At 51.5% G+C, this 20,722-nt stretch carries 14 protein-coding genes; 8 read left to right on the top strand and 6 right to left on the bottom strand.

From position 1 onward, the window contains the following. Nucleotides 1-24 precede the first annotated feature (24 nt). From dnaN to ACJJIF_RS14990, 6 genes are all read left to right on the top strand, one after another. Entirely contained in the window at nucleotides 25-1,131 is a 1,107-nt protein-coding gene (gene dnaN, locus ACJJIF_RS14965) for a DNA polymerase III subunit beta (protein ID WP_444929129.1), read from the top strand. Between the two features lie 117 nt (nucleotides 1,132-1,248). Further along, nucleotides 1,249-2,355, top strand: a complete 1,107-nt coding sequence (recF, locus tag ACJJIF_RS14970) for a DNA replication/repair protein RecF (protein ID WP_444929130.1) — start codon at nucleotides 1,249-1,251, stop codon at nucleotides 2,353-2,355. Between the two features lie 18 nt (nucleotides 2,356-2,373). After that, nucleotides 2,374-4,794 carry a DNA topoisomerase (ATP-hydrolyzing) subunit B gene (gene gyrB / locus ACJJIF_RS14975; protein ID WP_444929131.1) on the top strand — a complete coding sequence of 807 codons (2,421 nt, stop codon included), beginning with the start codon at nucleotides 2,374-2,376 and terminating at the stop codon, nucleotides 4,792-4,794. 201 nt (nucleotides 4,795-4,995) lie between these two features. Then, the gene (locus ACJJIF_RS14980; RefSeq protein WP_444929132.1) at nucleotides 4,996-7,209 is read left to right on the top strand and encodes an ATP-binding protein; all 2,214 of its coding nucleotides are present in this window, start codon (nucleotides 4,996-4,998) and stop codon (nucleotides 7,207-7,209) included. Further along, complete coding sequence (locus ACJJIF_RS14985) at nucleotides 7,209-8,321, top strand: response regulator (protein WP_444929133.1); 1,113 nt, start codon at nucleotides 7,209-7,211, stop codon at nucleotides 8,319-8,321. Before ACJJIF_RS14980 ends, ACJJIF_RS14985 begins: the two co-directional genes overlap by 1 nt. 5 nt (nucleotides 8,322-8,326) lie before the next feature. Beyond that, a complete protein-coding gene (locus tag ACJJIF_RS14990; RefSeq protein WP_444929134.1) occupies nucleotides 8,327-8,731 on the top strand; it encodes a very short patch repair endonuclease in 405 nt (134 codons plus the stop codon). Here the strand turns inward: ACJJIF_RS14990 and ACJJIF_RS14995 are convergent. The 6 genes from ACJJIF_RS14995 to ACJJIF_RS15020 all read right to left on the bottom strand — a co-directional run bounded on the left by ACJJIF_RS14995 (nucleotide 8,725) and on the right by ACJJIF_RS15020 (nucleotide 13,727). Then, on the bottom strand, nucleotides 8,725-8,976 hold the full coding sequence (locus ACJJIF_RS14995) for a restriction endonuclease (protein ID WP_444929135.1): 252 nt from the start codon (nucleotides 8,974-8,976) through the stop codon (nucleotides 8,725-8,727). The genes ACJJIF_RS14990 and ACJJIF_RS14995 overlap by 7 nt on opposite strands. 197 nt (nucleotides 8,977-9,173) lie before the next feature. After that, nucleotides 9,174-9,641, bottom strand: a complete 468-nt coding sequence (locus ACJJIF_RS15000) for a hypothetical protein (protein WP_444932363.1) — start codon at nucleotides 9,639-9,641, stop codon at nucleotides 9,174-9,176. Between the two features lie 175 nt (nucleotides 9,642-9,816). After that, entirely contained in the window at nucleotides 9,817-10,797 is a 981-nt protein-coding gene (locus ACJJIF_RS15005; protein WP_444929136.1) for a DNA cytosine methyltransferase, read from the bottom strand. Nucleotides 10,798-11,134: 337 nt separating this feature from the next. Beyond that, entirely contained in the window at nucleotides 11,135-11,815 is a 681-nt protein-coding gene (locus ACJJIF_RS15010; protein ID WP_444929137.1) for a phosphoadenosine phosphosulfate reductase domain-containing protein, read from the bottom strand. Between the two features lie 115 nt (nucleotides 11,816-11,930). Further along, complete coding sequence (locus tag ACJJIF_RS15015) at nucleotides 11,931-12,389, bottom strand: GNAT family N-acetyltransferase (protein ID WP_444929138.1); 459 nt, start codon at nucleotides 12,387-12,389, stop codon at nucleotides 11,931-11,933. 162 nt (nucleotides 12,390-12,551) lie between these two features. After that, nucleotides 12,552-13,727: a class I SAM-dependent rRNA methyltransferase gene (locus ACJJIF_RS15020; protein WP_444929139.1), complete on the bottom strand. Its 1,176-nt coding sequence runs from the start codon at nucleotides 13,725-13,727 to the stop codon at nucleotides 12,552-12,554. A gap of 320 nt (nucleotides 13,728-14,047) precedes the next feature. On the opposite strand from ACJJIF_RS15020, the gene ACJJIF_RS15025 reads away from it, so the two are divergent. Both ACJJIF_RS15025 and ACJJIF_RS15030 read left to right on the top strand, forming a co-directional pair. After that, nucleotides 14,048-15,040 carry a GlxA family transcriptional regulator gene (locus tag ACJJIF_RS15025; RefSeq protein WP_444929140.1) on the top strand — a complete coding sequence of 331 codons (993 nt, stop codon included), beginning with the start codon at nucleotides 14,048-14,050 and terminating at the stop codon, nucleotides 15,038-15,040. A gap of 700 nt (nucleotides 15,041-15,740) precedes the next feature. Continuing rightward, the gene (locus ACJJIF_RS15030; protein ID WP_444929141.1) at nucleotides 15,741-20,717 is read left to right on the top strand and encodes an RHS repeat-associated core domain-containing protein; all 4,977 of its coding nucleotides are present in this window, start codon (nucleotides 15,741-15,743) and stop codon (nucleotides 20,715-20,717) included. Nucleotides 20,718-20,722 lie beyond the last annotated feature (5 nt).

Here is a 20,722-nt window from a genome sequence, read left to right on the forward strand (position 1 = left end):
TGACAAAACAAGGCGAAACTACCGATGAAATTCAATGTGAGCCGGGACGCCCTACTGAAGCCGTTACAGCTGGTGGCCGGTGTTGTTGAGAAACGCCAAACACTGCCCGTCCTGGCCAACGTGTTGATGCAGTTACACGGGCAGGAACTGTCCCTGACCGGTACTGATCTGGAAGTGGAAATTGTCGGCCGTCTCGGTGTAGACGGTGTAGAGATGGAAGGTGAGGTGACCGTTCCCGCACGCAAGCTGTTGGATATCTGTCGCTCTCTACCGGATGGTGCCGAACTGAAGTTTGAGCGCGATGGCGAGCGCTTGATATTGCGCAGTGGCCGCAGCCGTTTTCAGCTGTCGACACTGCCCGCTGCGGACTTTCCCAATCAGGAGGAGACCAATGCGCAAACTCGCTTTGATATCTCCCAGCGCGAAATCCGCCGCCTGATTGAGGCCACCAGCTTTGCGATGGCGCAACAGGATGTACGCTATTACCTAAATGGCCTGCTGCTTGAGTGCCGTCCGCAACAACTGCGAGCGGTTGCCACTGACGGCCACCGCCTGGCCCTGTGCGACCGCGACGCCCCGGGTTTGGATGTCGCCACTCCGATTCAGGCTATCGTACCCCGCAAGGGTGTCCTGGAGCTGGGTCGCCTGCTCGAAGACAGCGATGTCCAAGCACAGGTGGTACTGGGCAACAACCATATTCGAGTGGTTAGCGGCCAGTTTACTTTCACTTCCAAGTTGGTGGATGGCAAGTTCCCGGACTACGAACGCGTGCTGCCGCGTGGTGCGGGCAATGTGGTCTATGCGGATCGCCAGGGCTTGCGCCAGGCCTTCTCCCGCGCCGCTATTCTCTCCAACGAGAAGTACCGCGGGGTGCGCCTACAGGTTTCTGAGGGGCTGCTGCAGATTGTTGCCAACAACCCGGAGCAGGAAGAGGCGGAAGAGCAGATGATGGTGGATTACGTGGGAGAGCCGATGGAAATTGGCTTTAACGTTTCCTACCTGCTGGATGTGACTGGCGCTATCCACAGCGACCAGATTCGTATCAGTCTAGCCGATGCCAATAGCAGTGCGCTGCTACAGCAGCCCGAAGATGGCGACGCGCTATACGTGATTATGCCCATGCGCCTGTAAGGCTATCCTCCCATTGCTCTTTTCTGAATGGATTGGGGCTACCCCGCCGCTGCGCGGGGTAGCCGTTAAGCTCAGCGATGCCACTGCATCGCGCCCTTCAATTAGGGGGAAGTGTCTGTGGCGCTGACCCGCCTTCTCTTATCAAACTTTCGAAATATCCACGCCGCCGACCTCCAGCTGGGACCGGGTGTTAATGTTTTTTGTGGTGCCAACGGCAGCGGCAAGACCTCCCTGCTGGAAGCGGTACATATGCTGGCAACCGGGCGCTCGTTTCGCTCTCGTCAGCACAAGTCAGTTATTCAGCACGACACGGGTGGACTGACGGTGTTTGCCCAGCTGGATACGGGATTCAATTTAGGCGTTGAACGGCTTGTGGATGGCTCCGGGCGGATTAGGGTTAACCAGTCCCCGGCTGAATCCAGTTCACAGCTGGCCAGCTGCCTGCCCCTGCAATTAATCAACAGCGAAAGCTTTTCGGCGCTGGATGGCGGTCCCGGGGTACGGCGCCGCTTACTGGATTGGACAGTGTTCCACGTGGAACCTTTATTCTCCCAGGAGTGGAAAAATTACCAAATCGCACTGCGGCAGCGAAATGCACTCCTGCGTCGTGGTAAAATCGATGACGCCAGTATGGGGATCTGGGAAGAGCAGTTGGCGCTCAGTGGCGAGCGTGTTAACCACTTGCGCCTGGCCCAGTTCAGCCAATTGCAGGCCGCCGTGGCGCGACTCCTTGAAGAGTTGCCGCAGAGTCTCTTGAGCCGTGTCGATATGAGTTATCGCCGGGGCTGGCGCAAAGAGGCGGACCTGCGCAGTGCTCTGTCTGAATCGCGGGAGTCAGATGTCTCCCAGGGGCACACACGTATTGGCCCCCATCGAGCGGATATTCGTTTTACCGTAGCCGGTGAGTCGGCCCACAATATCCTATCTCGCGGCCAGCAGAAGATGTTGGTGTGTGCGATGCGCACCGCCATGGCGGAGGTAGTCTGTAGGCAGGGGGATATGCCAGTATTCCTGGTAGATGACTTGCCGGCAGAACTGGATGACAGTAATCAGCATCTATTTGCACACTGGGTGGGGCGTTGTGCCAGCCAAGTGCTTGTAACCGGAATTGAGGAGGGCACTACGAGCCGCCCCTGGCGGCAACTAGATGCCCCTTGGAATTGCCCACAAGTGTTCCACGTGGAACATGGGAAGATCAGCGCCGAAGCTTCGGCCGCACAATAAGTTGAATGGAGCGAATAAATGTCAGAGCAGCAAAGCTATGACTCAAGCAGTATCAAGGTATTGAAAGGCCTGGATGCGGTGCGCAAGCGCCCCGGAATGTATATCGGCGATACCGATGATGGCACCGGTCTGCACCACATGGTATTCGAGGTGGTCGACAACTCCATCGACGAAGCGCTGGCCGGCCACTGTGATGAGATCCGCGTAACTATCCACCCGGATGAGTCTATCTCCGTATCCGACAACGGCCGTGGTATTCCCACAGAGATTCACCCGGAAGAGGGCGTCTCTGCGGCAGAGGTGATTATGACCGTCCTCCACGCCGGCGGTAAGTTTGATGACAACACCTACAAGGTCTCCGGTGGTCTGCACGGGGTAGGGGTCTCGGTAGTTAACGCCCTGTCCCGGGAGTTGAAGCTGACTATTCGTCGCGGTGGCAAGATCCACGAGCAGACCTACCACCACGGCGTGCCCCAAGCGCCGCTGGATATCGTCGGTGACAGCGACACCACCGGCACTACGGTACACTTCAAGCCGTCAGCAGACACCTTCAGCAATATCGAATTCCACTTCGACGTGCTGGCCAAACGCCTGCGCGAGCTGTCCTTCCTGAACTCTGGGGTGCGTATCGTGCTGAAAGACGAGCGCAGCGGTAAGGAAGAGGTCTACGAATACGAAGGTGGTTTGAGTGCCTTTGTGGAGTTCCTCAACCAGAACAAAACCCCGATCAATAAGGTTTTGCACTTCCAGAGCCAGCGCGAAGACGGTATTGCAGTAGAGGTGGCGTTGCAGTGGAACGACAGCTTCCAGGAGAGCATCTTCTGCTACACCAACAATATTCCCCAGCGCGACGGCGGTACCCACCTGGCGGGCTTCCGTGCCGCCCTGACCCGCGGCCTGAACAGCTATATCGAGCGGGAAGGCCTGGGCAAGAAAGACAAGGTGAACACCACTGGCGATGACGCCAGGGAAGGTCTCACCGCGATTATCTCTGTGAAGGTGCCGGACCCGAAATTCTCCTCCCAGACCAAGGACAAGCTGGTTTCCTCCGAGGTGAAGCCCGCTGTAGAGCAGGAGATGGGCCACCACTTCACCGATTACCTGATGGAGAACCCACAGGAAGCCAAATCTGTCGTCACCAAGATGATCGACGCAGCCAAAGCCCGCGAGGCGGCCCGCAAGGCCCGCGAGATGACTCGCCGCAAGGGCGCGTTGGATATTGCCGGCCTGCCTGGGAAACTGGCGGACTGCCAGCAAAAAGACCCGGCACTATCTGAAATTTACCTGGTGGAGGGTGACTCCGCCGGTGGTTCTGCCAAGCAGGGCCGCGATCGCCGCACCCAGGCGATCCTGCCGCTGAAGGGTAAGATCCTCAATGTGGAAAAAGCGCGCTTCGACAAGATGCTCTCCAGTGCCGAAGTGGGTACCCTGATTACCGCACTGGGCTGTGGCATCGGCAAGAGTGAGTTCAACCCGGACAAGCTGCGTTACCACAGCATCATCATCATGACCGATGCGGACGTGGATGGAGCCCATATCCGCACCCTGCTGCTCACCTTCTTCTTCCGTCAGATGCCGGAGTTGATCGAGCGGGGCCACATCTATATCGCCCAGCCGCCGCTGTATAAGATCTCCAAGGGCAAACAGGAGCAGTACCTGAAGGATGAGGCTGCCCTGACCCAATTCCTTACCAACGCCGCCCTGGAGGGCGCCACGCTGTTTGTGAACCCGGATGCCCCCGGGCTATCTGGCGCCTCCCTGGAGAGCCTGGTTGGCGAGTACCGCAGCGTCCTGGCCACTATAGACCGCCTGTCGCGCCTCTACCCAGAGGAAGTATTGCGCAGCATGATCTACCTGCCGCGCCTGTCCCAGGAAGATCTACAGTCCCGGGAAAAAGTTACCGCCTGGAGCGAGGCACTACAGGAAAAACTCGCCGGTGAAGAGAGTGGTGGAACCCGTCGCCACGAGGTAACGGTGCAGGAGAACACCGAGCGCGGCCTGTTCCTGCCCCATATCCATATCGTGGCCCACGGTGTGGGCAGCGACTACCTGATCAACCACGAGTTCTTCGACTCCGCTGAGTACGCCGCTATTTGCGCGCTGGGCGAGAAGATGGTGGGCCTGCTGGAAGACGGCGCCTTTATCCAGCGTGGCGAGAAGCAGCACGCGGTTGGCAGCTTCCCGGAAGTGATGGAGTGGTTGATGGGAGAGAGTCGCAGGGGCTACGGTATCCAGCGCTACAAGGGACTGGGTGAGATGAACCCGGACCAGCTGTGGGAAACCACCATGGACCCCGAGAGCCGCCGTATGCTGCAAGTCACCGTTGAGGATGCTATCGCAGCAGACCAGATCTTTACCACCCTGATGGGCGATCAGGTAGAGCCGCGCCGCGACTTTATCGAGACCAATGCCCTGGCGGTGGAGAATCTGGACGTTTAATTGGCATTTCGGGTCTCAGAAACTTTGCTCCCCAGTCTCAGATAGATGCACTGCGGCCGGGGAGCCTCCCTCCGATTGAGTGACCAAGTCAAAAACATATTCTGGCTGTAGGCTCGCACGAAATAACGCAAATCAATATAGAGGTTAGTGAGGTAATTTCGAGCTCACACGTGCGAAATAGTGAAAAAAATAGGCAATACTATGAGCCGTCCAACCTATAAGATCCGACCGGCCGCAAGACTGATCAGAACAATCGGCCAGGATTTAATCAAAGATATCTATGCGGCCATCGTCGAATTGGTTAAGAATTCATACGATGCAGATTCACCTGATGTGGTTATTTCTTTTAATTACGAGGAGAAAAGTAGTCGTTTGACCATCGGTGTAGAGGATCATGGTCATGGAATGAGCGAGGATATCGTTACCAATCAGTGGTTAGTACCTGCGACCGACGACAAATTGGTAAGGAAAAATAGCTCTAGAGGGCGTGTTCTACAGGGAAGGAAGGGAATTGGCCGATTTGCTGCCGCGATTTTGGGACAGCGAATCCTGCTCGAAACTACACAAGATGGTGTCACTACATCGCTAATCTTAGATATGGAGCAGCTCGAGTCCACCCAGTACCTGGATGAGTTTGATATTCTCATCGATGTTATAAAAACAGGAAAGCCTAATGGTACAAGGCTAGAGATAGAGAGAGATGGTGTCTCTCCTCAGGAGATCCGAGATATATGGACCCCAAAACAGCTCCACAAACTACTCGTAGAGTTACGAGGCCTCACTGCACCAGCCGAAGTTTATGAGATGGCGCATAGCCAAGGCTATGAAATACACCATGATAAATTCGAAATGGAGTTGCAGTTCGGTGAGTTTCCACTAGAAGACTACTCTAACCGTAACATTGAAGTTGAACCATTTCCTGTCCTTGATCTTTATGATTACAAAATCTCCGGGAAAGTTGATGCGTCCGGAAAAGCTGAACTTGCCTTCGAAAATCAAAATGTGCCTGGATTACCGCCTGAAAAAATTCAGCTAAATATTCCATTGGATATCAGTACCGGCGAAGTGTACCCGGGTGAAATATTTTTAGATCTTCGAGTTTACGATCGCGATCCAGATAGCATTGATCACATAATCAAAAGAGGATTGAAAAACCCCACTTCAGGAGAATACGTAGGGAAGCAAGAAGCTCGGAAAATTCTTGATGAATACTACGGTGTAGGCCTATATCGAGAACAATTCAAGATAAGACCCTACGGTGAGCAATCCTTCGATTGGTTAGAGCTAGATAAAAAGAGGGTGCAAGATCCTTCTCATAAGATTGGCCATAATCAAGTCATCGGCTTTATATATGTCCGGCCCGAAGAACAGTCTGGATTACAAGAAAAAAGTGCGCGAGATGGATTGGTCGAAAACGGCGCATACTATGGCCTAGTCACAGTTGTATCCTTAGCAGTAAATGAACTTGCTGCGAGAAGGAGTCGTTACCGGGAGAAAGCACAAAAAGGTGGGCGTAGTAGAACACTAGACGATGAAGTTAATACTCTATTTGATTTCGACGATACCCGTAAACGGATTAGTAAAGGTCTAGATGAACTCGGCATTTCGCAAAAAGAGAGAGCGCGAGTTGGTGCAGTTGTTGAAAAAGTCCTAGAAGACGAAAAACATAAGAAGTCTGTGATAGCCAGAAAAATCAGGGACACAATCGCAATCTATCAAGGACAGGCTACTCTTGGCAAAATTACTCATGTACTGCTTCATGAGGGTCGGAAACACATTAAGTACATCTCTGAGACTGTGCCGCGGATAGCAAAGTGGTCATCTCATATGCGAACTTCACCCAGTGAAGAGCTTGCCTCAAAAATAGAAGAGCGTGGAGATAAAGTTATATCTCACAGTAAAGGGTTGAGATATTTATTTAACAAAATTGAGCCGCTGGCTCGTACTCGACGCTCACCAAATAAAAATTTGATAGTAAAGACCGAGGTACAGAATGCTTTTGCAATTTTCGCCTCCGAGTTGGATTCAGCACGAATTTCTTTCGAAGTGAACACGGTAGATGACAAGCTTTATGTCACCGGAAATGAGATGGACTTTATTACAGTCATTTCCAACCTCATCGAAAACAGCATTTTCTGGCACAGTCATTCGAAATCAACGAACAAAAAAATATCTGTAAATGTGCTGACGGAAGATGACAAAATTTTGATCGAATATTCAGATAATGGTCCAGGGTTCCAAGGTGGGAATCTGAGCTTAATGTTCGAACCAGGCTATAGTATGAAGCCCGGTGGAACAGGACTAGGACTGGCACTAGCTGGAGAAGCGATGAGTCGTCTTGGTGGAACGATAGAGGCCAAGCATGATGACCGTGGAGCAGCATTTGAAATCGAATTTAAAGGACCGCAGCAATAATGGAAAACAACTATAAGCTCTTGATTGTCGAAGATGACGACGACATGTTCGAAGGCTATCAAGAGACTGCAGAAGAGCTCTCTAACAAAGATAGTCAAATCGAAATCGAAATCGAAAGAGCGGATACCGCAAAGAAAGCGATCGAAGCTTTATCATCAAGTAATTTCGATGGAGCTATTGTCGACTTAAACTTATTAAACGATCCAGATCAGCCGACAGGAAATCTGGTTCTTCATGAAATAGTTGATAACCAACGTTTTCCCGTATTTGTAGTTTCGGGGAATTTGAACAATCTTGACCCCGAAATTGTAGGTCAAAAATCAAATGTACTCCGCTTCTATAGTCGCGACGAACCCAATGAAAAAATATTCAATACATTACTAAGCCTTATACAGACCGGCGTAACTAAGTTTCTTGGAGTCAGAGGGGAAATTGATCAATATTTGCATAAAATTTTCTGGAAACATCTAGCCCATGATTTAGATACAGAAAACCCGCTATCCGATCGAGCACTAGTTAGATATACCATAAATCATCTAGGAGAGTATCTACATCTCCCTGAAGATAATGATCGACATTTTCATGAGGCGGAAGTCTATGTAAGACCGCCAATTAGACAACATATCGCTACAGGGGATATTGTTAAAGCAGAATGCGGAGCTACGTACATCGTACTGTCTCCCGCGTGTGATATTGCGGTAAGGAATGTAGTCGAAGGAAAACCTGAAATAAATGCAGGAAGAATTATTATTGCTCCACTTATTCAAGTAGAGCGCCAAAAATTCTTGGATCACGGTATTCTAAAACCTGATCAAGACACATCAGATAAACGGGAAAAACTGTTGAACACCCTTGTTAAAGGGCAGAGGGAGAAGTTCGTATTCCTTCCCGGACACAGTGATCTAAGTCCTTCGCTAATAGACTTTCAGAATATACTTACTTGGTCGTACGACGAATTTTCAAAGACCTCGAGAGTTGCCACGGTCTCAGGTTTGTTCTTGAAGGATATTCAATCACGCTTTTCAGCTTACGTGGGGCGTCAGGGTCAACCAGATCTCCATAAATCGAAAATTGTCAAAAATACTAAAAAGCTATTGTCTCCAGAGAGTTAACCGGAGTGGCTGATGTATTAAGCACGAAACAGCGACGACGTTGTATGTCGCGGATACGTGGAACAGATACAGGGCCAGAACTGCTACTTCGGAAAGCTATTTGGATAAAGGGTTATAGGTACCGGGTAAAAAGTACGCTACCAGGAAAGCCTGATATGTGTTTCATCGGTCAAAGACTAGCTATATTTGTTGACGGCTGTTTTTGGCACAAATGCCCAAAACATTTTGTAACGCCAAAAACTCGCACTGAGTTTTGGGTTGATAAAATCAATAAAAACTGTGAGAGGGATAAGAGGGTCACAAAAGAACTACAAGAGTCAGGGTGGCAGGTTCTCAGGATCTGGGAGCATGAGATAAAAGAGGATTTACCGGCCTGCGTGAATCGCGTTGAAGCTCTCCTGAATCAGTAATTTTTCTCCAACCACCTCTGAACATCCAAAAGGTGGCCTAGTTTCTTAAGCAGAAGCCTGGCAATATCAATAGCACTCAAAACAACAACTGGGTGTTCATCACTTTTAAGCTCCTTGTAAGCTTGGCTTGCGAGATAGGAAGTGATTACTAACACCCCAAACTGTCGATGGCGCAACCGGGAAATCAAACGTGAAAGCTCTTTAACTCCAACACCATTGTTGATTGCATAGCATTTTGCCTCCATCCCCGGGTTACCTCAATATTGTGAGCATTTGGCATCGCGATGCTGACCAAATCAGCGGCGAGGGACTAAAACCCGGTTGGAGAATCCTTGAAGCGATTGTAAACGGATGAGATAACTGATTGTTCTTCGGCAGAAAGATCCGTTTGATCTTTCGTTGACCGGATAGCAACAGTTCTGTCTGCGACCAGCCGATCGTATTAACGTTTATTTATCCAGTCCAGCCATGGCTTAGGGGCGTAAGGGGAAGTCAGGGCCAAGCCGTTTTGCGCATCCCGCAACCAGCACCTCGACACAACGGGCACATTTAGTATTGTGAACATCGCCCGATAGTTCTGGAACCGCACTCCTTTAGAAGATGTGCTCCAAATCGCGGTGAGATCTTCGTCAGAACTCATGCCCTTGGCACCCGGGACAGCCACCCCTAGGAATCTCGTATCGTGGTATGTGCCTGTTTTCCAAAAGAGAAGGATAGGGGGGAATGCCGTTGTGGGTGAGGGCTTGCCGTGGCAGTACTCAAAAATACTGCGAAGGATTTTATTTCCGTCACGCTTTGTATCATGCAGATCGCCAAGCCCGCGCTTGTCACCATAGTAAGTAAACAAGCCGTTTTCAATATCCAGCTCATCTGGCCAGTCAAGATTCGAGGAATCAGTCTGAAGTACCAGTAACTTAAGAGTGTCAACTACCGTTCTCGGGCTTCCGAGACACGGAACCCTGCTCCGTTATCAACACTTAACAGTGCAGGAAGCGGCTCATCAGAGTAGTTACCCTCTCTGGAACCACCGTAAATTGTATCAACAAAAAGATCCTGGTCGAAAAGATCTGTACTGATGATCTCCATCATGCTACTTCACGGTTGATCTGCGCGAGCTGGTTCAACTTTTTGAAAATAATTTCTGTAACTGGTGAACAGACTCCATTACCACAAAGTTTGACTTTATCCCGGCGATTACCCACAGGCAGTTTGTGTTTGCTATTGCCGCACATTGCTTTAAGCAGTTCCGGTGGTTGGAGCATTCTAAGCTGAGGCTCACCTTTCTCCCATGTGACCAAGCCGAAGCGGTCTAGTGTCGTTACTGTACGCAAAGGGTCTTCAAGCCTTTGCCAGCCTCCGGCATAGTCGGAACCGTAATAGACAATAAGAAAGTCTTTGTTTCTTCCCAGCTCGGCAATAGCGCGTTCGGCACGCTCGATAGTTGCCTTTGCTCTATTCGGGCTGTATAGAGGCTTGGATTTGTACTGCCCTGAACGGTCAATAATTGATGCAGCCGTTTTCCGCCGACGCCTATGAAGCTTCAGAAGATCTTCCTTGGTTACCGTCGTTCCCATCCTGTCGCAAACCAGAAACATACGCTTTCTGGCTTGTGGGGCCCCAAAGTCAGCAGCATTCAGTTCCAATGGGCTAACCTCGTACTTTTGAGCCTGGATATCCAGGATAAGGCTTTCCAGACCATCCCATTTCTTCATACGTGGCACGTTTTCTACGATTACCCAACGGGGTTTTAAGGCTTGCATCCAGGGGATTATTCCCAGGGCGGTTTCCTTACTCCGTTCGCAGCCGGGGCGGGCACCCCGGGCAATCGAATGGGAGGTACATTCAGGAGAGGTAAGAAGTACATCTGGTTGATACTTACGCGCATATTTCCTCGGTACCACATCCTCTATGCGTTTGGTAAGAACTTCGGCTTCGGGGAAGTTATGTTGATAGGTTTCTGTCGCCAGATCCCATGCGTCAACCGCCAGAAGAGGTACCGCTCCGGCGCTGACTGCACCACGTGCACCAAAGCCCCCACCGCAAAAAAGGTCTACAAAAGTAAGCATCAAAAAAATCCAATTCGTTTATGCCAGGTTAAACAAGCCAGCAGCAGTAAACAAGAGAAGATTACAATTCCAGCTATTGATACTGACTGTTTTCTTTGCAGGCTGAAATATGATGGATTACCAACTACTGTACATTGATATTTGAATACATGTGGTAAAAGTTATTTAAGTGCGGAGTAATCAGGTTTGAAGTCGCCATAATGGGATAAGTAATCCCGCTATTTGATTGGCGACTCTTAGAATGGCAGAGCAGCGTTATTGTTGAGTAGTTAGAAGCACTTTGGACACAATAAAGTAGGTCGGGCGGAGTAAACTTGCCTCCGCCAGACATTGCCTTCTATTTTTCCAGTAACAGCCCACACTCCCGGTGCTCCTCCCCCTTAGTGGGGTCAAAGTACACATCGTTATCGGGAAGGTCGTTCTCGTAAACATACTCTTCCACATCGATTTCTCTCAGGTGGAACATCGGTGCCACTCGAATAGTGCCGTGGTTGCCCGGAGTAAAAATATCCAGGTTCTTGCGGTGCGAATTCTGGTCGTGGCGGATGCCGTTTAGCCACACATCCGGCTTAAGTTCCTGCATGGCGCGGTTGAAGGGCTCCAGCTTGACAGTCCTGGAGAAAAAGTCGTGCTCAGGGGTATCCAGCGGTGGAATGCCCCCGTATACGGCGTTGTAGTGGGCTGCGGACATCTTCGGTGAGTAGGTGCGCAGATTCAAATTGAGAGATTTGACTACATTCTCAATATGCCGGTAGGTCTCCGGGGTGTTGTAGCCGTGGTCCACCCAGATTACCGGGATATCTGCCTTGGCGCGGGTGACCAAGTGGAGAAAGGCCACCGCCAGCGGGCGGAAGTTTGTGAACACCACCGGGTTCTGAGCGTGCTCCATGGTGAATTGCATAATTTCGCTGGGTTTGGCCCCGGCGAAGTGCAAATTCATCGATTCCAGATCGGCACCCTGGTGAAAAGTGCGCTCCAGAACTGGCTGTAAAGTATGGCTGGAAGCGTTGTGTCCCATAAAAATCAGCGCCCAGAAAAATTAGGATAGGGGTCATGCTACCCGGTTCAGGAGTCGCGTAGAAACAATAAAAAGAAGTGAATCAAGAAGTTAAAGTTATAAGTAGAGTGAAAATTTACCTCCGCTGCTGCCCGGATCGGCTGCAGCGATAGGACATCAGCAACATATGCTGGCCGTATTCGGCCCGGTAGTAGCGTGCAGACTCCACAAACCCGTGCCGTTGCAGGAAGTAGCGCGTGCGCAGGTTCTCCCTGAGGAGCTCGGCGCGGAGCTCTGGCAGCCCCCGGCTGGCCGCAGACATCAAGCGGGCGCCGATACCGCAGCTGGAGAACAGAGGGCTGACGCACAGGTAAGCCAGGCGATTATCCACAGTGATGGTGATAAAGGCTTCAGCGACAGCGGCGTGGCGGTCAGTAAAGACAATGCAGCGCTTGCAGTCCCTCTGCTCGCTACGGAACAGGCGGCTATGGTTGAGCCAAAAATGGCGCGATAGAGAGGGGTGGGAGTGGACTGCGGCGTGCAACCAGAGCTGCTCAAGTCGATTCAGGTCTGAACGTTCTGCTGCCCGAAGCATAACCAGCTCCACCCTGAACAATTGGGCAAATCCTAGTCAAAAATGGTGCTATATCCCAAACAAAACCAAAGCTAAGTGAGCGCTTACACTCTACCTGTAAAAGAAAAATAGGGACTGAGCAGTGTGCTACAGTCCCCCTTGCGAGCCTATGGGCGAGGCTGCTTAGCCCAGGTGTACGAAATGGGCTTTTAAGTAATTGGTTTCCGGGATTGCTGGGTGTACCGGGTGGTCTGCGCCCTGGCCGCCGCTGGCGAGAATGGATGCGCGGCGCCCCAGGCGGTGGGCGGCGCCGCGCACACAGTCGAGGAGCTCATCGGATTGCAGGTGCATAGAGCAGGAAGCACTTACTAACAGCCCATCCTTTGCCAGCAAACGCATTGCCAGCTCATTGATATGGCGATAGGCGGCGAGGCCGGCCTTGTGATCCTTCCTTCTTTTAATAAATGCGGGGGGATCGAGCACAATGGCATCGAACTTTTCGCCCTCAGCAACCATTCCCTTGAGAACATCCAGCGCCTTGCCCTGGACGGTGCCGAGTTTGTCAGCGAGGCCGTTGTGGTCCGCATTGAGGGAACACCAGTCCAAAGCCTGTTGGGAGGCATCCACACAGACGACCTCAGTGGCGCCGTGGGCAAGTGCCTGGATGCCCCAGCCACCGGCGTAGGAAAACAGATCCAACACCCTCTTGCCGCCGATCCAGCGGTTTAACAGCCTGCGATTCTCCCGGTGATCGTAAAACCACCCGGTTTTCTGACCTTGGTGTACCGGGGCCAGAAGTGGCACGCCGTTCTCTTCAAACGGGGCCATCTCCGGTACATCGCCAAAAGCCACAGCCTGTACTTGAGGCATATCCTCGACTGCACGGCCCTGGTGGTCATTGCGCAGGAGAATGCCCTTGGGATTAATTAAGTCCGCCAACTTATCCACAATTGTCTGTTGGTAGCGCTCCATGCCCCAGTTGCTGACCTGGACTACCAAGTAGTCCCCAAACCTATCCACAACCAGGCCGGGGAGCCAGTCCGAATCGCCGTAAATCATTCGATAGCTGGGGTGAGAAAAGTAGCGCTGGCGCTGCTCGAACGCCGTTTGTATGCGCTCACTTACGGTATCTGTGGAAAAGTCAGTGTCGCGGCTGACTAATCGGCCACAAATTAATTGGCTCGGGTTGATAAAAGCGGTGCCGAGCAGCTTGCCCTGGCTATCGCGAATATGGCACTGACTGCCCGCCTCAATTCCCTTTAATGGAGTGCGCTTGGTATCCACTTCATTGCTGTAAATCCACAAGTGGCCGCGCTTGAGTCGGCGCTCTGCGCCCCGGTTTAGTATTAACTCCAGCAAAGGGAATCTCCGTTAACTTGTACAAATTAGAGCGCAATTGTGCGGACCACTCTGTGGAGGTCAAGTCTCTATCTCCCAGCTGGGCCTTTATCTCCTGGGGAGATTGAGTCCACAGTCGCGGAGCCATGCTTTAGCCCAGCGCCGCCGAAAGCCAGAGATAGCGCGGCTGCACACTGGGGGCCTCCACTGAAGCCCCACGACCTGGGGGATAGTCACCAATTTCATCGAATAGAGTGTCTAAGCTGACAATTGATGGCAGAATTTAGTGTCAGTACGTCATTCTTGTCACCTTGCTGTTGTGGAAAACTGCCGAGATGAATATGCACCAACAAACAGAAAATAATAGCGCTAGAAAGGTTGCGATGGTGGTTTGCCCGGGGGCAACCAGCTTGGATATTACAGGCCCCCTGGAAGTCTTCTCTCTGGCAAACGACCAGCTGCGCAAGCTGGGGCGCTCCAACCGGGACTTTTACGACATTCAGCTGGTGGGGCCCGAGCCCGGCCCGGTTATGACCTCAACCGGGGTCAAGGTTTTTGTAGAGCACGCCCTGGCAGAAGTTGAGGATATCCACACCTTGCTAGTGAGCGGTATACCACCGGAGTCCTGCCAGCGCGCTTGTGAGAGTAGTCCGGTTTTGGAGTGGTTGGCGGAGCAGCAGAAAAAGGTGGCTCGCATTGGCTCAATCTGTAGCGGAGCACTGATACTCGCCAGTGCGGGTGTTTTAAATGGGCGGCGTGCAACGACCCATTGGGCGGACGTCCCCGCCCTACAGACATTCCCGCAGATAGAAGTGGACCCGGACGCTATTTTTGTCCGCGATGGCAATGTCTATACCTCCGCCGGAATTACCGCTGGCATCGACTTGGCGCTGTATATGGTTGAGGAAGATCACGGGCGGGGCCTGGCGCTGAACCTGGCGCGAATTCTTGTCCTGTATTTAAAGCGGGATGGTGGGCAACAGCAGTTTAGCGTTCGCCTGGAGAACCAGATCAATAGCGATCGCTTTGCCGCTTTAATTGAATGGATGTACCAAAATATTGAGCAGCCCATAACGGTGGAGAGGCTGGCTCAGCAGGCAGCGATGAGTCCGCGTAATTTCGCCCGTACATTTGTCCGTGAACTCGGGGTGACACCGGCTCGTTTTCTCGAACAGATCAGGGTGGAAAGGGCTTGCCAGTTGTTTTCCGAACAAAACCAAGCGCAGGACAAGGTGGCCAAGCTCTGTGGATTTCAGTCGCAGGAACAGTTGCGCAGGGCCTTCCGCAAGCATAAAGGTATTTTGCCCAGTGAATATCGCAAGCGTTTCCACTGAAATCACAGCGTAAAAATATATCTTTGATAATTTTGGGTGGGCAATTTGGGAATTATCTTTTTGTGTGAGTCAGTAGCAGATCAGGGGGATAGTTGGTCGATAAAGTAGAGAGATTTACGATGTGCATAGGCGTGCTGTAGCGGAAATTAAAATTTTGATAAACCAATAGTTACTCAGAATGTTTTTAACCTTACAGCATCAGTTTTTAGTTGATAGTAAAATATATACGATTAACTTAAAATAATTGAGATTTTAGCTCAAGCCCCTGAGATCCCTTCTCGCTAATGCTTTCTGCCTACTCTCTTTTGCCAATTTGCGGTAGTCTTGGCAAATGGATCTCAGCCCCGTATTTTATTGAACACCACCGGGATTTTTCACTTCTCCACAGTGAGATGAGGATAACAATCTAATCGTTAGTGTTTTACTGGTGCGATAGTACTTAAACACTCTTATTTCGATAGAGGCAGCACCTTTAAATGATCCCTTTCTGTTGTGCGTGGTGTTAGCAGGTCTGGCTATTTAGGATTTAACCGGGAACGACTTTATCTGAAATAGCTAGTTATTTGTGACTAGATAGTTTCATTTGTTGAGCCTGGCCAATCAATTTGATTAACCCATCGCCCAGGAGCGCACCTCGTGCCCTCTGGTCGCTATTAACCGAGTTAGCTTCTCCCTAAGCGCGGACGTTTAAGAAATTATCATGCTGTTACGTATTGAAAATAAGCAAGGCATCCTCTACGAAATCAGAATAGCGGGGGGAGGTTCAAGCGCGTTCCCGATGCCGATCGATGCCAGCCATTTACTTTCAATGTTTGACGATGTCGCCATTGAGAAGATTTACACACACTTTTTTCCACTCAGTAGCGGTTTCCAAGCCAGTAACTCAGGCACGCCTTTTTCAGGGCCTGCATCCGAGCCCCCGAGCTATTTATCCATTCATGCGCGGGAAATTTATCGCGCCCTGGTACAGAGCCGCCTGATTATCGAACAGGCGCCCGCTGCTATTGCGGCACAGGAAAACCAGCCGGCGGACTTAATCGTTAAAATCCGTCTGGGGTTACAGCAAATTATCGCCCAAGAGCGCGCCGAAGCGGCCCAGATCCAGCGGCAACACGAACAGCGCTCCACTCTGGAAAAAGTGGGCGCCTATATTGAAAGCGGGGCCACAGGTTTGGGCAATGCCGCCTGGGGCCTGGCGGTATGGACTAAAGATGTGCTTGAAGTAGCGCTGATGCTCAATTCCATCCGCCAATCCCATAGGCTGGGGGTTGCCACAGCGAACTACTTCCTACATGACAAGAGCTTCGAAGAGTCTAACCGGGAGTATGTCACTGCCTTGCAACGGGAAATCGTCGATGTTCTCGGCTTTGATCCCTCCGCGATCACCCGGCAGCAGCTGGAACTGGCTCTGGATGTTACCCAGCTTATTTACGATGACCCGGCTCTGCGCGATATTATTTTCCGCTTTGCCCAGGATTATGTAAAAGCCCAGCACAGCCTGGAAATAACCGAAATGGCTGGTGGTGGTGCCTTTGAGATTATTCTCACGATTGTTCTTGCCGCCGTTACCGGGGGTGTCGGTGCGGCTGCGGCGATGGTTAAAAATGCACGCCTGCTGAAGTCCTTTAAAAATGTCGGCGAGCTAATGTTGGATTTAGCCAAGCTGAAAAAACAGCGGCTGCTGGCCGCCAAGGAAAGCGGTGCTAAGGGCGGCAGCGCCAGCTTTTCCGACTTTAGCTCCTCTGAGGCTGCGGTACCTGAGAGTTCCAGCGGCCCGTCTTCCAGTAGTTCCAGCTCTAGCAGTTCTAGTGGTTCCAGCAGTAATCAAAACAATAGCAATTCCGACAGTAGCGCCAGCAGTAATTCAAATAGTACCCAGAATAGTCAAGCGAACGATAGCAACGAGCCTGACAACGCAACTGCTACAGTGGGACAGACGCCGGCAGGTGAGGCTGTACCCTGTGCAGATAACTCCCGTCACAGCGGTGATCCAATCAACTTAAAAACCGGGGAGGAGTTTTTATCCCTGGTAGATGCGGTGCTGGATGGCCCGCTGCCATTAACCCTGACTCGATCTTATCGCAGCAGTAATAGTGAGGATTTTGGATTAGGCCATGGCTGGGCGCACACCTTAAACGAGCGCCTGGTCCCGGGTAATAAAACCGTAAAGTTTTATGATGCCGAGGGTCGGGTAATTAGTTTGCCGACACCGGGCAATAGCGGGCGCAGCCACAATGTGGTGGAAAAACTCTCCCTCACCCAAGTAAGCGATGAGCACTGGGTGCTAAGCCCCTACGGCGCCTTAAATGGCGTACAAAAACACTTTAAAGCGATAGGCGAGAGTGGCACTCTAAAACTCTCTGAAATTCGCGATGGCTACGGTAACTACTACCTGTTCCACTATATCGGCGAACGCCTGATTTGTATCGAGAGCAGTCTCGGCGAAGCCCTACATATCAGCCCACCGGAAGGGCAGCGCAACAGCCTGCGCATGGGTGAGCTAAAGAAAGAAACTCGCGATGGCCGCATTAAAATACTGGCTCAGTACGAATACAGTGACGAAGGCGACCTGATAAAAGCCACCGATGTGGATGGCTACAGTGAGCACTATGAATATCACCAGCATGTTATTACTAAGCGCACTTTAAAAACCGGCTACCGCTTTTACTTTGAATGGGATAGAGAGGGTCCCTCGGCCCGCTGTATACGCCAGTGGGGCGATCCCATCAATGGTCAGGCTACCTACAACTATACGTTTGCCTGGGACGAGGATGGCCACGGAGTTACGGTGACCGATACCCGTGGCGGGCAGGAACGCTACCGTTTTAATGAGCGCGCCCTACCCATTTATCACCGCGACCCCGAAGGCGCAGAGACCCTCTACAGCTACAACGAACTGGGCCAGGTGACCAAGGTCCAGCTGCCCAGCGATGATGGCAGCCTGCGTGAAGAGGTCTATCAGTACGACAATCAGGGGCGCCTGACCCAAAAGACCGATGCCGCCGGCAATAGCCACCGCATTGAATACAACAGCGAAGGCTTGCCTGGCAAAGTCACCGACCCATCTGGCAATACCTGGCAGCGCGAATACAACAAAAACGGCCAGATCGTCGCCACCACCGATGCCCTCGGCAACAGCACCCGCTACAGCTATAACCCGGTCGGCCTGATCGGCAGTGTTACCGACCCCCTCGGCAATGCCACCCGCTACCTGTGGAACCCGGAAGGTCGGCTCGCAGCAATCCAAGACCCCATGGGCCGCAGCCAGCACTATCGCTATGATATGGCCCGCCGCCTGCAAGAAGTACAACACGCCCCCGGCCAAGTCACCCGCTACGAATACGACAGCCAAGATCGTATCCATGCGGTTATTACCCCAGATGGTGCCCGCACCCAGTACAGCTACAACGCCCAAGGATTGCTTGCCGAAATTACTGACTCCGAAGGCCGCAGCACCTGCTACGCCTACGACGGGCTCAGCCAGGTTAAGGCGCGCACCAACCCAGATGGCAGCCGCCTGGAGTACCACTACGATGGTGAGCGCAACTTAATCGGACTCACCAATGAAAATGGCGAGCGCTACCAGCTTAAATACGACCTCAACGAACGCCTGATTGAAGAAGTGGGCTTCGACGGCCGCGTAACCCGCTACGCCTATAACCGCGCCGGCCATCTGATCGCCTCAAGAGCGGTAACTGATCCTGATACTGGCAAGGGTATCGATACGATTTTTGAACGCGATCCTTTCGGTCGTATGCTGGAGGAAGTGACTCCAGATGGGATTACCAATTTCCGCTACAACCGCAGCGGCCAGTTAATCGAAGCGGAAAATAGCCAGCGCAAACTGCGCTGGGAGTACGATGCCAATGGCCGCGTCACTGCGGACTGGCAGGGCAAAGAGAAGCTTACCCATCAATACGATGCCGCCGGCAACCGTATCGCCACAACCTTGCCCGATGGCGAAGTGCTCAACTTCGCCTTCAACCCCGCCGGCCAATTCCAGAGCCTGCACCGCCGCCCAGTGGGTGGTGACACCGATCAGCTGATCACCAGCATCAGTCACGATGAACAGGGCCGGGAGAGTCAGCGCCAGCACGGCAATGGGTTGGAGAGTCAGCGGGATTATGATCCTCAGGGGCGGCTGCAAAAGTTGCGCCTGGGTAAATCTAATAACCCAGTATCAGACCCTACTGCGCCAAGCTCAATCCTGGAGCGCAACTACCAGTACAACAAAGCCGGTCAGATCGCCAAGATTGAGGATAGCCTGCGTGGCACGCGTAGCTACCACTACGACGCCCTGGATCGCCTCACCCAGGTAGATGGCCCCAACCCCGAGTATTTTGTACACGACCCTGCACATAATATTCTCGCCGCCGCCAACTCAAAGGATGGAGCGAAACAGCAAGCCAGTGCCACTCAAGTTAAAGGCAATCGCTTAGCCTTCCGTGGCGATACCCACTACCGCTACGATATTCACGGCAACCGCATTGCCGAACTACGCGGTAAAGGGCAGAAACTGCAAACCCGCTATCACTACAACTATCGCCAACAGTTGGTGCGGGTAGAAAAGCTCAAACTGGAAGAAGGGATAGAACAGCTTCAGCAGGAGATTCACTACCAGTACGACCCGCTAGGCCGTCGTATTGGTAAAAGCAGCAACAGTGAATACACCAACTTCCTATGGGATGGCAATGTCCTGCTTCGTGAAAGTAAAACTGATATCCACACCCGGCAAGACCTAAATACTCGGACCTACTACTTTGAACCGGGTACTTTCAAGCCGGTTGCACTAAAGGATGGCAAAGAAGAGAAAGAGCAGGTTTGCCACTACCACCTGGACCATCTGGGTACGCCTGATACCCTTACCAATCAGGAAGGTGAAGTGGTATGGAGTGTTGCCTATCAGAGCTATGGCAATATTGCCCTGGCCCACAAGAACCAGATAGAACAGCCGATTCGCTTCCAAGGGCAGTACTTCGACGAAGAGACCGGGCTGCACTACAATCGGTTTAGGTATTATGATCCAGAAGTTGGGGAGTTTACGCAGCAGGACCCGGTTGGATTGTTGGGTGGGTCGAATAGCTATCAGTATGCACCCAATCCGCTTGAGTGGGTTGATCCTTTAGGGTTGACGGCGGCAAAAGAAAATACGAATAGATATGTTAACTCTGTTGCTGGTCCGCAAGTACAAAAAATTTATGATGTCACTAAAATTACAGCAAAAGATATACCTACATACAAGAGTGGAAATTTTAACGAATGGTTTGATGCTCGAACTCCAGAAGAAATTCAGTACTTATATAATTCTGATAAAAAAATTCGCAGAAAAATTGAAAGTGGATTAAGAGCTGATGGAGGGATGCATGAGTTTCTTATGGTTTCAAGAGCCCCTAAATGGAAAGAGTGGGGGGTTACTGCTCAACAAGTTCATGTTGATTATGCCGTCTCAACAGAAAAGTTGCGATGGATAATACCGTCAGATATCGACCACCAACTTCGAGGGCAACCTGGAGGGCATCGTATTATTAATGATACTACTGGCGATGTAACAGCGCCAGGTTCAACCAGATACCATAAAGAACTTGATCAAGCAATTGACAATAGCTCATCACTAAAAGAGTTTGATGAGGAGCTAAGTGAACTTAATGATCGCTGGCAAGTTAACATTATTGATTAAACCAC

It is taken from the genome of Microbulbifer regidiadema (SeqCode) (assembly GCF_052467605.1).